Here is a 12,858-nt window from a genome sequence, read left to right on the forward strand (position 1 = left end):
CACGCGCACCGCGCTCGGCCAACGCTCAGCGCCGCGCGCTTTTCGGCCGGAACGCCGCGACCACCGCGGCGTCGGTCTCGATATACGGGCCGCCGAGCAGGTCGATGCAGTACGGCACCGCGGCGAAGATGCCGGGCACGGTCGACTTGCCGTCGGCATCGCGCAGCCCTTCGAGCGTTTCCCGGATCGACTTCGGCTGGCCGGGCAGGTTGATGATCAGCGCCGCATGGTCGGCCGTTTCGCGGATCACCGCGACCTGCCGCGACAGGATCGCGGTCGGCACGAAGTTCAGGCTGATCTGCCGCATCTGCTCGCCGAATCCCGGCATTTCCTTCGTCGCCACGGCCAGCGTGGCCTCGGGCGTCACGTCGCGGCGCGCGGGGCCGGTGCCGCCCGTCGTCAGTACGAGGTCGCAGCCGGCGACGTCGACGAGTTCGGTCAGCGTGGCCGAGATCGTCGGCGCATCGTCCTGGATCAGGCGCGTTTCGGCGCGCCACGGCGAAACCAGCGTGCCGGCGAGCCATTCCTGCAGCGCCGGAATGCCCTTGTCTTCGTAGACCCCCGTACTCGCGCGGTCGCTGATCGACACGAAGCCGACCACGAGCTCGTCCGGATGGTTACGCTTCGTCGTCATGGTCGTCTCCGGCGTCGTCGGCCGCTTCGTCGTCGCTGTCGGACGCGCCGCCCGCGGCCTTGATCCACTGGAACAGCTCGCGGAAATAGCGCGGCGGCTTGCCTTGCTGCGCTTCCTTGCGCGCGTTGCGGATCAGCGTGCGGCCTTCCTGGATGTCGGCGTCGGGGTGCTGGCGCAGGAATTCGGTCAGCGCGTCGTCGCTCGCGAGCAGTTGCTCGCGCGTGCGCTCGATCCAGTGCAGGCGGGCGGTGGCGGCCTTGTTCACGCCGCGTTGCGCGTCGAGCGCGGTGCGCAGCGCGGCCGTTTCGTCGTCGGTCAGCGAGCGCATCACGCGGCCGACGTACTGAAGCTGGCGGCGCTTGCCTTCGTGATCGGTGATCCGGCGGGCCTCGCGCACGGCGTCCCCGAGACTTTCGGGCATCGGCATGCGCTTCAGTGCGTCTTTCGGCAGGTCGACGAGCGCCTGGCCGAGCACCTGCAGCTCGTGCATTTCGCGCTTCAACTGGGATTTGCTGGGGCGATCGTAGCCGTTGTCGTCTTCTTCGGCGACAGGCTCGATCGGCTGGATTCGGGTTTTGCGTGTCATGGGCGGCATTGTATCGCGGCGCGGACACCCCAAGCTTGTCTGTGTCCGGCCCCGGACCTTGCTATGATCGCGGGATACGCAACATTTTGACCATGCGGGCGCCCGCCCGCCACCGGATACCAAGACGATGGCAGCCAATCTCGATGTACAAGCGCGCTATTTCCCGCACACGCAGGACCAGCTCAAGGAAATCGCGTCGGACATCCTTCGCCATGCGAAGGCGCTCGGCGCGACCGACGCCGCGACCGAAATCTCCGAGGGCGACGGCCTGTCGGTGTCGGTGCGCCGCGGCGAAGTCGAAACGATCGAGCACAACCGCGACAAGATGGTCGGCGTCACCGTGTTCATCGGCAAGAAGCGCGGCAACGCGAGCACGTCGGACTTCTCGCCGGCCGCGATCAAGGATACCGTCGCGGCCGCGTACAACATCGCGCGCTTCACGGCCGAGGACGAAGCGGCCGGCCTCGCCGAGGCCGAGTTGCTCGAAACCGACCCGCGCGACCTCGACCTGTACCACCCGTGGGCGCTGAGCGCCGACGAGGCCGTCGAGCTCGCCCGCCGCGCGGAAGACGCCGCGTTCGCGGTCAGCCCGCAGATTCGCAATTCGGAAGGCGCGAGCGTGTCGGCGCAGCACTCGCAGTTCGTGCTGGCGACGTCGCGCGGCTTCCTTGCCGGCTATCCGTACTCGCGCCACTACATCGCATGCGCGCCGATCGCGGGTAGCGGCCGTCACATGCAGCGCGACGACTGGTATTCGTCGAAGCGCAGCGCGATCGATCTCGCCGCGCCCGAAGCGGTGGGCCGTTACGCGGCCGAACGCGCGCTTGCGCGGATGGGCGCGCGCCGTCTCGACACGCGCAAGGTGCCCGTGCTGTTCGAGGCGCCGCTCGCGGCCGGCCTGCTCGGCGCATTCGTGCAGGCGGTGAGCGGCGGCGCGCTGTATCGCAAGACGTCGTTCCTCGTCGACAGCCTCGGCAAGCCGGTGTTCGCGCCGCACATCCAGGTCGTCGAGGATCCGCATGTGCCGCGCGCGATGGGCAGCGCGCCGTTCGACGAGGAAGGCGTGCGCACGCGGGCGCGCAGCGTCGTGAAGGACGGTGTCGTCGAAGGCTATTTCCTGTCGACCTATTCGGCACGCAAGCTCGGCACGCAAACCACCGGCAACGCGGGCGGCTCGCACAACCTCGCGCTGCGCAGCTCGAACACGCAGGCGGGCGACGATTTCGACGCGATGCTGAAGAAGCTCGGCACGGGCCTGCTGCTGACCGAGCTGATGGGGCAGGGCGTGAACTACGTGACGGGCGACTATTCGCGCGGCGCGGCGGGCTTCTGGGTGGAGAACGGCGTGATCCAGTATCCGGTCGAGGAAATCACCGTTGCCAGCACGCTGCAGGAGATGTTCCGCCATATCGTCGCGATCGGTGCGGATTCGCTCGTGCGCGGCACGAAGGAAACCGGCTCGGTGCTGATCGAGCAGATGACGATCGCAGGGCAGTAAGCCGCACGCGGCGCAGGCCGCCAGGAAACGACAAAGCCCGACCGGCGCGAGCCGGTCGGGCTTTTTTCATCGTGCGAAGAAGTCGTCAGTCGCGCTTGCGCGTGTAGACGACGAACGCATAGCCGAACGTGTTGGGCGCGGCAGCCTGATGCGCGTCGCGCGAGATTTCCTGCCAGTGCGCGGTATCGGGCGCCGGGAACGATGCGTCGCCGTCGAAGTCGGCGTCGATCTCGGTGACGATCAGCTTGTCGGCGAGCATGAGACCTTCCGCATAGAGTTGCGCACCGCCGATCAGGAATGCCTCGGGCACCCCGTCGCGCGCGGCGAGCGCCAGCGCATCGGCGAGCGACGTGACCGTGTCGCAGCCTTCGAAACGGCGCGTGGCGTCGCGCGTGACGACGATGTTGCGGCGGCCCGGCAGCGGACGGCCGATCGACTCGTGGGTCTTGCGGCCCATCACGATCGGCGCGCCCATCGTCGTGCGCTTGAAGAACGCGAGATCCTCCGGAAGTTTCCAGGGCAACTCGTTGTCGCGGCCGATGATGCCGTTGCGGGCACGCGCGACGATCAGGGTCAACGTCGTCATGAAGGTCGGGGAAGAGGGGAAACGGAATGGGGCCGATTTTACCGGAACGGTGGCGCGCACCGGATTTCCCGCATCCACATGGGCGTCGGCGCTTCTTGTGCGATGCGTCGTGCGTCGCGACGCGTGATGTCCTCGCGTCGCGACGACCGTCCGAATAAAAAGAGTGCCCGCCGGGGACGGAGCACAAAAACGTTTTATGTCGCGAGATCGGCGATACCGGTTCCGCTCGATGGCATCCCGTTCGACCGGATCGTCAGTTCAATATGTCATCCTGATTGAACTGAGGCGGCGAATATTCAGGGATGCGTATTGCCTCGCGCGTTGCCTTCCAGAGCATGCCGGATGTCGCCCGATTGCGGCGCCGGTAGCGGCATCGGCAACAGGGGCGGCGGCGGGAGTTCGTCCCACAGCGTCACGGAGGCCTGGGCGGCCGGCAACGGTTGCGGCGCCGACACGGCCACGATACCGAACCCGTTGCCGTACGCGACGCGCGGCATGCTTTCGGCGAGCAGCGCGGTGCGATCCGGCTGCATGCCTTCATCCGCGCATGCCGGTGCAGGCGGGCCGGCGGCCGAGAGCGCGAGCGTCATCGGCACGAAAGAAAGTAAAAGATGTTTTCGCATGGCGACTGTCTCCGGTCGTTTCCGTATTCAGCGAAATACATGCCACCGTACCGGGACCATTGCCGTCATTGCGATTCGCGCTCGAGTGTTGCGAATGGTGGCCGAAAACGCCTGAAAATGTTTCAGGCCTGAAACGATGGGGCTCGGGAATACTGCTGATTCAATCGACACGCTTCAAGGATGAAAATCGGCGCGTGTGTTGATGACGGAGTCCTTCTGCACATGCGCTATGTGCAGATGATTGACCTGCGTCGACCTCTCGAGCGATTGGGCCGCATCGCCGTCGGTACTGAAACGGGTTTGTCGTATTCGGTGCCTATAACCTAGCTGTCTTGATCAAAATTATTGGACGCGAGATAAGCGCCATCATGCGAGGCCTTGTCGTTGCCGCGCATCGGCATGGCGAATCGAGCCACCTCTGGCTGACCCGATTCGATCCTTTTGCACGTGATCTACGTGTGCGGCAATCGTTAGACGGTTGATGAACGGGGTGAGGATATGGGAGCCGATCAGCGGCACGTGATCTACTATTCGCGCGAACCGAACGACGCGTTGCGCGGCCATTTCGACGAATGCGGCTGGCGCGTCGATCTCGCCGAGACCGTGCGCGATGTGCGGCGCGTCGTGCAGCACGGCGTGGCAACCGCCGGCCTGCTCGATTTCTCGCCGGGCTTCAAGCCGTCGGACCTGCGCGAACTCGAATCCTGCCTGAGCATCCAGCACATCGGCTGGATCGCGGCGACGCGACGCGGCCAGTTGCAGGACGCGACGCTGCGCCATCTCATTCGCGACTATTGCTTCGACTACGTGACGATGCCGTACGAAACGGCGCGGATCGTCGAGACCGTCGGTCATGCGCACGGCATGGTCGCCCTGACCGATCCCGTTGCGCCACCCGTCGGCGCCGGGCGCAGCGAAGGCGAGATGGTTGGCACCTGCGATGCGATGCTCGGGCTGTTCCGGACGATCCGTCGTGTCGCGGCAACCGATGCGCCGGTGTTCATCTCCGGCGAGTCGGGCACGGGCAAGGAGTTGACGGCGGTCGCGATTCACGAGCGTTCGTCGCGCGCGCAGGCGCCGTTCATCGCGATCAATTGCGGGGCGATACCGTCGACGCTGCTGCAGGCCGAACTGTTCGGCTATGAACGCGGCGCGTTTACCGGCGCGAACCAGCGCAAGATCGGCCGCGTCGAGGCCGCCAACGGCGGCACGCTGTTTCTCGACGAGATCGGCGATTTGCCGCTCGAAAGCCAGGCGAGCCTGTTGCGCTTCCTGCAGGAAGGCAAGATCGAGCGGCTCGGCGCGCACGTGTCGGTGCCGGTCGACGTACGCGTGATTTGCGCGACGCACGTGGACATGGAAGCGGCGCTGCGCGAAGGGCGCTTCCGCGAGGATCTGTTTCACCGGCTGTGCGTGCTGAAGATCGAGGAGCCGCCGTTGCGCGCGCGCGGCAAGGACATCGAGGTGCTCGCGCGTCACATGCTCGATCGCTTCAAGGGCGATGCGCATCGCCGCCTGCGCGGTTTTTCGCCTGACGCGGTCGCATCGCTGTACGGCTATTCGTGGCCGGGCAACGTGCGCGAGCTGATCAATCGCGTACGCCGCGCGATCGTGATGTCGGAAGGCCGAATGATCACCGCGGCCGATCTCGAACTGAACGACTATGCGATGCTCGCGCCGGTATCGCTGCTGGAGGCGCGCGAGGCGGCCGAGCGGCAGGCGATCGAGCAGGCGCTGCTGCGCCATCGCGGCCGTTTTGCCGATGCCGCGCGTGAGCTCGGCGTGTCGCGCGTCACGCTCTACCGGCTGATGTGCGCGCACGGCATGCGCGACCGCGGCGACACGCTGGGAGGGTTTTCGGCACCGTTGCCGGAGCTTCCGCGTCACGCTTGCTAAAATTGGCGGGTACGGCCGCCCCTCGCGGCCGAAGGAACCCGCATGAAACAGTATCTCGATCTCGTTCGTACCATTCTCGATACCGGCACCTGGCAGGAGAACCGCACGGGAATCCGCACCATCAGCATGCCGGGCGCGATGCTGCGCTTCGACCTGCAGCAAGGCTTCCCGGCCGTGACGACCAAGAAGCTCGCGTTCAAGTCCGCGATCGGCGAGCTGGTCGGCTTCCTGCGTGCGTCGCGCAGCGCGGCCGATTTCCGCGCGCTCGGCTGCAAGGTGTGGGATGCGAACGCGAACGAGAACGCGCAGTGGCTCGCGAACCCGTATCGCCAGGGCGTCGACGATCTGGGCGACGTCTACGGTGTGCAATGGCGCCAGTGGCCGGGCTACAAGGTGCTCGATGCGAACGCCGACGCGCAGATCGCCGATGCGACGCGCCGCGGCTTCCGGATCGTCACGCGTTTCGACGAAGACGGCGCGCCGAAGGTGCTGCTGTACAAGGCGATCGACCAGCTGCGCCAGTGCCTGGACACGATCATGGAGAACCCGTCCGATCGCCGCATCCTGTTTCACGCGTGGAATCCGGCCGTGCTCGACCAGATCGCGCTGCCCGCGTGCCATTTGCTGTACCAGTTCCTGCCGAACGCGACGAAGCGCGAGATCTCGCTGTGCCTGTACATCCGCAGCAACGACGTCGGCCTCGGCACGCCGTTCAACCTGACGGAAGGGGCCGCGCTGCTGTCGCTCGTCGGCCGGCTGACGGGCTATACGCCGCGCTGGTTCACGTATTTCATCGGCGACGCGCACATCTACGAGAACCAGCTCGACATGCTGCAGCAGCAGCTCACGCGCGAGCCGTACGAAAGCCCGCGGCTCGAGATTGCCGAGCGCGTGCCCGAGTACGCGAAGACGGGCGTCTATGCGCCGGAATGGCTGGAGCAGGTCGAGCCGTCCGATTTCTCGCTCGTCGGCTATCGGCACCATGAGCCGTTGACCGCGCCGATGGCGGTCTGATCGCGCGGCCGGGGCCGCGCGGCTGCATCGAGCCGCATCCTGCAAAAAGGCTCGACCGGTATCCGCCGGTCGAGCCTTTTTGTTTCAGGTTTGCTGCACTTACTGGCGATGCCGCTCCTCGTGGCCGCCCTGCGGCGGCGGATTGCCCGGATGCGGCGCTTCGACGTGCGGCGCCGGCTGCGGCCATGGTTCCATCCGGGGGGCGGCATCGACGGGCGCGGCTCCATGCGGGGCGCGGGCTGCGGCTGCGGTCGCGGCTCCATACGCGGCGCCTGCGGCTGCGGCCGCGGCACGTCATGGACGACAGGTGCCGGCGGACGGTATTCGTTCACGCGCGGCGGCGCGACTTCGCGATGCGGCGTGGGTTGAGCGAAGTCCGGACGCGGTTGCGGCGCGGGGGCGGCCCGTTCCGGTTGCGGCTGCGCATGGCGGGCCGGCGTCGGGAAATCGGGGCGCGGACGCGGTTGCGGAATCTGCGCGGTATGGTCGGGTTGCGGTTGCGGTTGCGGCTGCGGCTGCGGCTGCGGCTGCGGCTGCGTGCGCGGCGCTTCGTTGCGGCCGCCGGGCGGTACGCCCTGCGGCGCCGGCACGCCGTCCGGATGCGGCACCGCAGCGCTGCGCACGGGCGGCAGCGCGTTCTGTCCTGCCGCGTGCAGCGCGGTGGGCGGAGCCGCGCGCTGACGCTCCATCGGCGTGTGCGGCTGCATCCACGCAGGCGACGGCGTGTTGGCTGCGTGCGCGTTACCGGTCCCCGGCGGGGCGTGGTTCGCTTCGGGCGGATGCGGAACGCCGTTGCCGGGCGCGAACGCCTGATGCGGGATCGGGTTGCCGGGCGCCTGCGGCGTGCCGCCGTTGGCGAAACGCGGTGCGTTGGGCGTTTCGCCGTTCGCCGGCCGTGCGACATTCGGCATGCCGGGCACCGGTGCGCCCGGCCGTCCGGCCTGCACGCCGGCCGGCTGGCCCTCGCGCGGCGCGCGGGCCGGCTGGACGACGGGGCCGTGCGGATTCACGAGCTGCACGTTGTGCATCGCCCAGGCGCCGCCGCCCGGCTTGCCCGGCACGCGGACCGGGCGAGCCGTATAGTCGGCCGGCACGTTCGTCTTCACGACGGGCGCGCCGGCACCCGGCACGCGCCCGCCTTGCTGCGCGAGGTGGGCGGCGGCCTGATCGCGGTACGCAGGCGGCACGGCCGGATTGCGCGTCGCGACGTACGGGTGTTGCGCGAGCGCCGCCGGCGGACGGTAGCTGGCATTGCGCAGCCCGCCGGTGAAGCTCTGGCGCACCGGCGCGATGCCGGGCGTGCCCGGCGTGACGTGCGCGTTGCGCCATTGTTGCGGATCGACGTGCTGCGAGAAGTGCGCGACCGGCTGGCCGTGCACGAACGCGGCGGCCGGCACGGCCGTGATCGCGTGCGGCGCGCGGAAGTTCACGTACGTCTTGTTGATGTTGGTGATATTGGTGATGTTCGTCACGTTCACGGTCTTGTTCACGTTGACGTTGTTCACCACGATGTTGCGGTTGACGCGGTCGTAGTAGTGCGGGCTCCAGCCGCCCCAGCCCGGATGCCACGGCTCGCCCGGGCCGAGCGCGAACCATGCGCAGCCGGCCGTGGCGACGCCGCCGACCGTCAGCGCCACATTCCAATCGGAACCGCCGCCGCCCCCGCCGCCCACGAACGCGACGAGCGCCGGCGCATAGACGGGCGGCTGGCTCACTGCCATCGGGCCGGGTACCCATGCCCAGCTGTCGTCCACGTACGCCCAGCGGCCGTAGTGATACGGCGCGAAGCCCCACGGTGCGTCGTCGACCCAGGTCCAGCCCCACGGCGCCTGCCAGATCCAGTGGCCGTCGTGGTACGGCGCCCAGTCGGCCGGCGTGTCGTTCGGCACCCATACCGCGCCGTAATTCGGGGTTTCGCGCCACGTGCCGTTCGCGTCGAGATCCTGGTAGCCGGGAATGTCGCGGGACACGTAGCGGGCCGATACCGAGCGCGCTTCGGCCGCGTCGCGGCTGGCGGCCCACTGGTCGAGCGCGTCGGGGCCCGGTGCGGCCGATTGCTGCGCGACCTGCAGGTCGGTGCCGGTGAACACGACCTGCTGGCCGGGCGACAGCGGATACTGCCCGTTGCTGCCGTAGACGGTCGCGCTGCCGCTGCGCACCGTCACCGTCGTGCTCGCGCCGTTCGGCGCGACATCGACGCGATAGTCGCCGGGGCCGGTGATGCCGAGCGCGAGGTTCGGCGTGTCGATTTCGTATGATCCGCCGGCCGGCAGATCGCGCACGTGCGTCGACACGGTGCCGAGCCCCACCTTCAATTGCGTCGTCGTGTCGTCGAGGTTCAGCACCGACAGGCTGGTCGATTCGCCGAGCCGCACCGCCGTCGAGCCGATGTGCAGTTCCGAGCGCGCGCCGGCATCGTTCCACAGCTGGTCGCCCGTCGTCAGCGGGCGGTTCACCGCCGCATACGACCACGCGTCGGTGCCGGCCGGTTCGGTCGTCACGGCGCCCGACAGGTAATTGAGCCGCGCGACGCGCCCGGGCGGATCGCCGCCCGGTTGCCGTGCCGCGGCCATATTCGGCGGTGCATCGGCCGATTGCGCGAAGGCGGGCGGCAGCGCCGCCAGCGCGACGAACGCGAGCAGCGTGTAGCGGGCGGTGCGCTTGAGCGTGAACAGGGGGGCCATGGTGAGCGTCATCGTTGTGATCGCGGCGCGTCGATTCGTGCCGTCCAGTTCACGATATCCGCTTGGCCTGTTTCAAGGCACGGTGTTTTGTAAATCGAATGGCACGCGATGTAACAAAACCTGTCCATCGCGCGCCGTTGTCGTGCAGCTGCAATGCCGGCGTCAAGCGGACGTAAGCCACGCGTCGAAAACCTGCTGCCCGGGCACCGTGACGTGCAGCACGCGCGGGCGGGCAGCGCGTTCGATCCAGCCGTGGGCGCAGAAGCTGTCGAGCAGCGCCGCGCCGAGGGCGCCGCCGAGATGCGAGCGCCGTTCGCTCCAGTCGAGACAGCCGCACGCGAAGCGGCGTCGGCGCGCGCGTTGCTGCGCGACGTCGATGCCCCATTGCGCGAGTGCCTGCGTGCCGAGCTCGGTGGTGTCGATCGCGTCGCCGTTGGCGAGCAGCCAGCCGCGCGCGGTGAGGCCGTCGAAGATGCGTACCGCGAGTTCGCCGGCCATGTGGTCGTAGCAGGTACGTGCGTAGCGCAGTTCGGCCGGGACCGCGCGCGACGGCGGCGGAACCGGGCGATGCGGCGCGGCCGCGCGGGCGACGTTCGCCAGCGCTTCGAGCGAGGCCGCGATGTCGGCCGACGCAATGCGGTAGTAGCGATGCCGGCCGCGCACGTCGAGGGCCAGCAGGCCGCCTTCGGTCAGGCGCGCGAGGTGCGCGCTGGCCGCGGACGGCGACAGCCCCGCGATCATCGTCAGCTCGCCGGCCGGCCGTGCGCTGCCGTCCATCAGCACCCACAGCATCGCGGCGCGGCCCGGATCGGCGATCAGCGCGCCGATGCGGCTCAGGCCCGGAAAATGGTGGTCGTCTTGGTCAGTCATCGTCGTGTCTCGTCGAGCGGGATGACGGGCAGTGTAGTTCGTGCGCGCATTCGATGTTTCGCTTCCGGATGAAATGTCGGATGCAGCGGTTTTGACGCCGTGGCCGGCCGGACCGCGGGCCGTCGCGGGCCACGCGTAGAATGGCCGGACGCGGCGGCAACGGGCCGCCGCATGTGACGCGATGCAACGATGAAGACGATTTTCTGCATGTTGGCGGCCGCGCTCGTCTGCGCGGCCTGTGCGCAGGGTGGCGCGGGTGCGACCGGCGAGCGCGGCGGCAGTATCGAGATGTACGGGACGATCGACCAGGGCATCACGGTGCGCCGCTGATCGGCGCCGGTTCGGGCGCGAGCCGGAATAGCCGCTGGAGCCCCGCCACGCGGGGCTGGCCGCGCCGCGTTGCCGCAGCGCAACGTATAATGGCCCGATCACAGCGCCCCTGCCGCCTGGAGCCACAACAATGCCCCAACCGTCCCCCGTGCCGGCCGCCCTCGACCGCACCGAAACCGTATTCCGCTTCCTTGCCGAGCCTTCGTCCGTGAACTTCGGCGGCAAGGTGCATGGCGGCGCGCTGATGAAGTGGATCGACGAGGTCGCGTATGCGTGCGCGGCCGTCTGGTCGAGCCGCTATTGCGTGACGGTCAGCGTCGGCAACATCCGTTTCCAGCGCCCGATCCTGGTCGGCAATCTGGTCGAGCTGAAGGCGCGCGTCGTCGCGACGGGCCGGACCAGCATGCACATCCATGTGTCGGTGCACGCCGGCGATCCGAAGGGCGGCGTGCTGCGCCAGACGACCGACTGCCTCGTCGTGTTCGTCGCGGTCGACGAGAACGGCAACCCGGTGCCGGTGCCGCCGTTCGTCCCGAAACCGACGAGCAGCGGGTGCTCGCGAAATATGCGGCCGACGTGCGGGCCGCGCTCGACAAGATCGTCGAGATGAAGCCGGAAGAAGTCGCGAAGGGCACCGTCTGAGTGCCGCGGGCGCCGCGCTCGGTGCGCCGCGCCCGCCGTCCTGCCGTTACCGCGTCCCGATCATCTGCTCGGGGCGCACCCATGCATCGAATTCCGCCTCGGTCAGGTAGCCGAGTGCGAGCGCGGCCGCCTTCAGCGTCGTGCCTTCCTTGTGCGCCTTCTTCGCGATCTGCGCGGACTTGTCGTAGCCGATGTGCGGATTGAGCGCCGTCACGAGCATCAGCGATTCGTTCAGCAACAGGTCGATGCGCGAGCGGTTCGGCTCGATGCCCACCGCGCAGTGATCGTTGAAGCTCTGCGCGCCGTCGGCGAGCAGCCGCACCGACTGCAGCACGTTGTGCGCGATCATCGGCCGGAACACGTTCAGCTCGAAGTTGCCGCTCGCGCCGCCGACGTTGACCGCGACGTCGTTGCCGAACACCTGGCAGCACAGCATCGTCACGGCTTCCGACTGCGTCGGGTTCACCTTGCCCGGCATGATCGAGCTGCCCGGCTCGTTTTCCGGAATCGACAGCTCGCCGAGCCCGCAGCGCGGCCCGCTCGCGAGCCAGCGCACGTCGTTCGCGATCTTCATCAGGCTGGCCGCGACCGTTTTCAGCGCGCCGTGCGCGAACACCAGCGCGTCGGCGGCCGCCATCACCTCGAACTTGCTCGGCGCCGTCACGAACGGCAGCTTCGCGAGCCGGCCGATCTCGTCGGCCACGCGCACCGCGAACTCCGGATGCGCGTTCAGCCCCGTGCCGACCGCGGTGCCGCCGAGCGCGAGCTCGTACAGGTGCGGCAGCGCCGATTCGACGTGACGGATGCCCTGGTCGAGCTGCGCGACGTAGCCGGAGAACTCCTGGCCGAGCGTGAGCGGCGTGGCGTCCTGCAGGTGGGTGCGGCCGATCTTGACGATGTCGGCAAACGCCTTCGACTTCGCGTCGAGCGTCGCGCGCAGCGTGCGCAGCGCCGGCAGCAGGTGATTGACGATCGCATACGCGGCCGCGATGTGCATCGCGGTCGGGAACACGTCGTTCGACGACTGGCCGCGGTTCACGTCGTCGTTCGGATGAACCTTGCGCGCTTCGCCGCGCTCGCCGCCCAGCAGCTCGCTCGCGCGATTCGCGATCACCTCGTTGAGGTTCATGTTGGTCTGCGTGCCGGAGCCGGTCTGCCATACCGCCAGCGGGAATTCGCGCGGATGCTTGCCGGCGATGATCTCGTCGGCGGCTTCGATGATCGCGTGTGCCTTGTCGTCGGCGAGCACGCCGAGCGACTGGTTGACGGCCGCCGCGGCGCGCTTGACGATCGCGAGCGCGTGGATCAGCTCGGGTGACTGCTTCTCGGTCGAGATCCGGAAATTCTGCAGCGAGCGCTCGGTCTGCGCGCCCCAGAGCCGGTCGGCCGGCACGGCGATCTCGCCGAACGTGTCGCGTTCCATCCGAACTGCTTCATTCATGATGCACTCCTCCGGGAAAGGGGAAAGGCCGCGCGTCGTCGCGCGGCGTCAGGC

Annotated in this window: 10 protein-coding genes and 2 pseudogenes; 5 read left to right on the forward strand and 7 right to left on the reverse strand. The window is 68.4% G+C overall.

The features are described from left to right. Positions 1 to 25: 25 nt before the first annotated feature. Positions 26 to 634 carry a molybdopterin adenylyltransferase gene (mog, locus tag SY91_RS07565; RefSeq protein ID WP_023475843.1) on the reverse strand — a complete coding sequence of 203 codons (609 nt, stop codon included), beginning with the start codon at positions 632 to 634 and terminating at the stop codon, positions 26 to 28. Next, positions 618 to 1,220 (reverse strand): ribosome biogenesis factor YjgA, encoded by a 603-nt coding sequence (yjgA, locus tag SY91_RS07570; protein WP_272929891.1) that lies wholly within the window; start codon positions 1,218 to 1,220, stop codon positions 618 to 620. Before yjgA ends, mog begins: the two co-directional genes overlap by 17 nt. Positions 1,221 to 1,347: 127 nt before the next feature. Here yjgA and pmbA point away from each other — a divergent pair, with 127 nt between their 5' ends. After that, the gene (gene pmbA, locus SY91_RS07575) at positions 1,348 to 2,718 is read left to right on the forward strand and encodes a metalloprotease PmbA (RefSeq protein WP_006476538.1); all 1,371 of its coding nucleotides are present in this window, start codon (positions 1,348 to 1,350) and stop codon (positions 2,716 to 2,718) included. Positions 2,719 to 2,803: 85 nt separating this feature from the next. On the opposite strand, the gene SY91_RS07580 is transcribed toward pmbA, so the two are convergent. Next, positions 2,804 to 3,304 (reverse strand): dihydrofolate reductase, encoded by a 501-nt coding sequence (locus tag SY91_RS07580; RefSeq protein ID WP_023475844.1) that lies wholly within the window; start codon positions 3,302 to 3,304, stop codon positions 2,804 to 2,806. Positions 3,305 to 3,600: 296 nt separating this feature from the next. Then, on the reverse strand, positions 3,601 to 3,927 hold the full coding sequence (locus tag SY91_RS07585) for a hypothetical protein (RefSeq protein ID WP_023475845.1): 327 nt from the start codon (positions 3,925 to 3,927) through the stop codon (positions 3,601 to 3,603). Positions 3,928 to 4,425: 498 nt separating this feature from the next. Here SY91_RS07585 and SY91_RS07590 point away from each other — a divergent pair, with 498 nt between their 5' ends. Continuing rightward, the gene (locus tag SY91_RS07590) at positions 4,426 to 5,823 is read left to right on the forward strand and encodes a sigma-54 dependent transcriptional regulator (RefSeq protein WP_043887326.1); all 1,398 of its coding nucleotides are present in this window, start codon (positions 4,426 to 4,428) and stop codon (positions 5,821 to 5,823) included. 42 nt (positions 5,824 to 5,865) lie between these two features. Then, positions 5,866 to 6,837, forward strand: a complete 972-nt coding sequence (locus tag SY91_RS07595; protein ID WP_006476535.1) for a thymidylate synthase — start codon at positions 5,866 to 5,868, stop codon at positions 6,835 to 6,837. A 99-nt stretch (positions 6,838 to 6,936) separates the two neighbouring features. On the opposite strand, the pseudogene SY91_RS07600 reads toward SY91_RS07595, so the two are convergent. Both SY91_RS07600 and SY91_RS07605 read right to left on the reverse strand, forming a co-directional pair. Further along, positions 6,937 to 9,521, reverse strand: a pseudogene (locus SY91_RS07600) (DUF6600 domain-containing protein). 162 nt (positions 9,522 to 9,683) lie between these two features. Further along, positions 9,684 to 10,391, reverse strand: a complete 708-nt coding sequence (locus SY91_RS07605; protein WP_023475849.1) for an ArsR/SmtB family transcription factor — start codon at positions 10,389 to 10,391, stop codon at positions 9,684 to 9,686. Positions 10,392 to 10,580: 189 nt separating this feature from the next. Here SY91_RS07605 and SY91_RS07610 point away from each other — a divergent pair, with 189 nt between their 5' ends. Then, the gene (locus SY91_RS07610) at positions 10,581 to 10,721 is read left to right on the forward strand and encodes a hypothetical protein (protein WP_012328134.1); all 141 of its coding nucleotides are present in this window, start codon (positions 10,581 to 10,583) and stop codon (positions 10,719 to 10,721) included. Positions 10,722 to 10,851: 130 nt separating this feature from the next. Further along, positions 10,852 to 11,363, forward strand: a pseudogene (locus SY91_RS07615) (acyl-CoA thioesterase). Between the two features lie 46 nt (positions 11,364 to 11,409). On the opposite strand, the gene fumC reads toward SY91_RS07615, so the two are convergent. After that, positions 11,410 to 12,804: a class II fumarate hydratase gene (gene fumC / locus SY91_RS07620; protein WP_011544913.1), complete on the reverse strand. Its 1,395-nt coding sequence runs from the start codon at positions 12,802 to 12,804 to the stop codon at positions 11,410 to 11,412. Positions 12,805 to 12,858 lie beyond the last annotated feature (54 nt).

Source organism: Burkholderia cenocepacia (assembly GCF_014211915.1).
Taxonomy (GTDB): Bacteria; Pseudomonadota; Gammaproteobacteria; order Burkholderiales; family Burkholderiaceae; genus Burkholderia; species Burkholderia orbicola.

Bases quoted from the DNA above. Each gene is read 5' to 3' on its own strand.
- mog (WP_023475843.1), bottom strand. From the start codon at position 634: ATGACGACGAAGCGTAACCATCCGGACGAGCTCGTGGTCGGCTTCGTG.
- yjgA (WP_272929891.1), bottom strand. From the start codon at position 1,220: ATGACACGCAAAACCCGAATCCAGCCGATCGAGCCTGTCGCCGAAGAA.
- pmbA (WP_006476538.1), top strand. From the start codon at position 1,348: ATGGCAGCCAATCTCGATGTACAAGCGCGCTATTTCCCGCACACGCAG.
- SY91_RS07580 (WP_023475844.1), bottom strand. From the start codon at position 3,304: ATGACGACGTTGACCCTGATCGTCGCGCGTGCCCGCAACGGCATCATC.
- SY91_RS07585 (WP_023475845.1), bottom strand. From the start codon at position 3,927: ATGCGAAAACATCTTTTACTTTCTTTCGTGCCGATGACGCTCGCGCTC.
- SY91_RS07590 (WP_043887326.1), top strand. From the start codon at position 4,426: ATGGGAGCCGATCAGCGGCACGTGATCTACTATTCGCGCGAACCGAAC.
- SY91_RS07595 (WP_006476535.1), top strand. From the start codon at position 5,866: ATGAAACAGTATCTCGATCTCGTTCGTACCATTCTCGATACCGGCACC.
- SY91_RS07605 (WP_023475849.1), bottom strand. From the start codon at position 10,391: ATGACTGACCAAGACGACCACCATTTTCCGGGCCTGAGCCGCATCGGC.
- SY91_RS07610 (WP_012328134.1), top strand. From the start codon at position 10,581: ATGAAGACGATTTTCTGCATGTTGGCGGCCGCGCTCGTCTGCGCGGCC.
- fumC (WP_011544913.1), bottom strand. From the start codon at position 12,804: ATGAATGAAGCAGTTCGGATGGAACGCGACACGTTCGGCGAGATCGCC.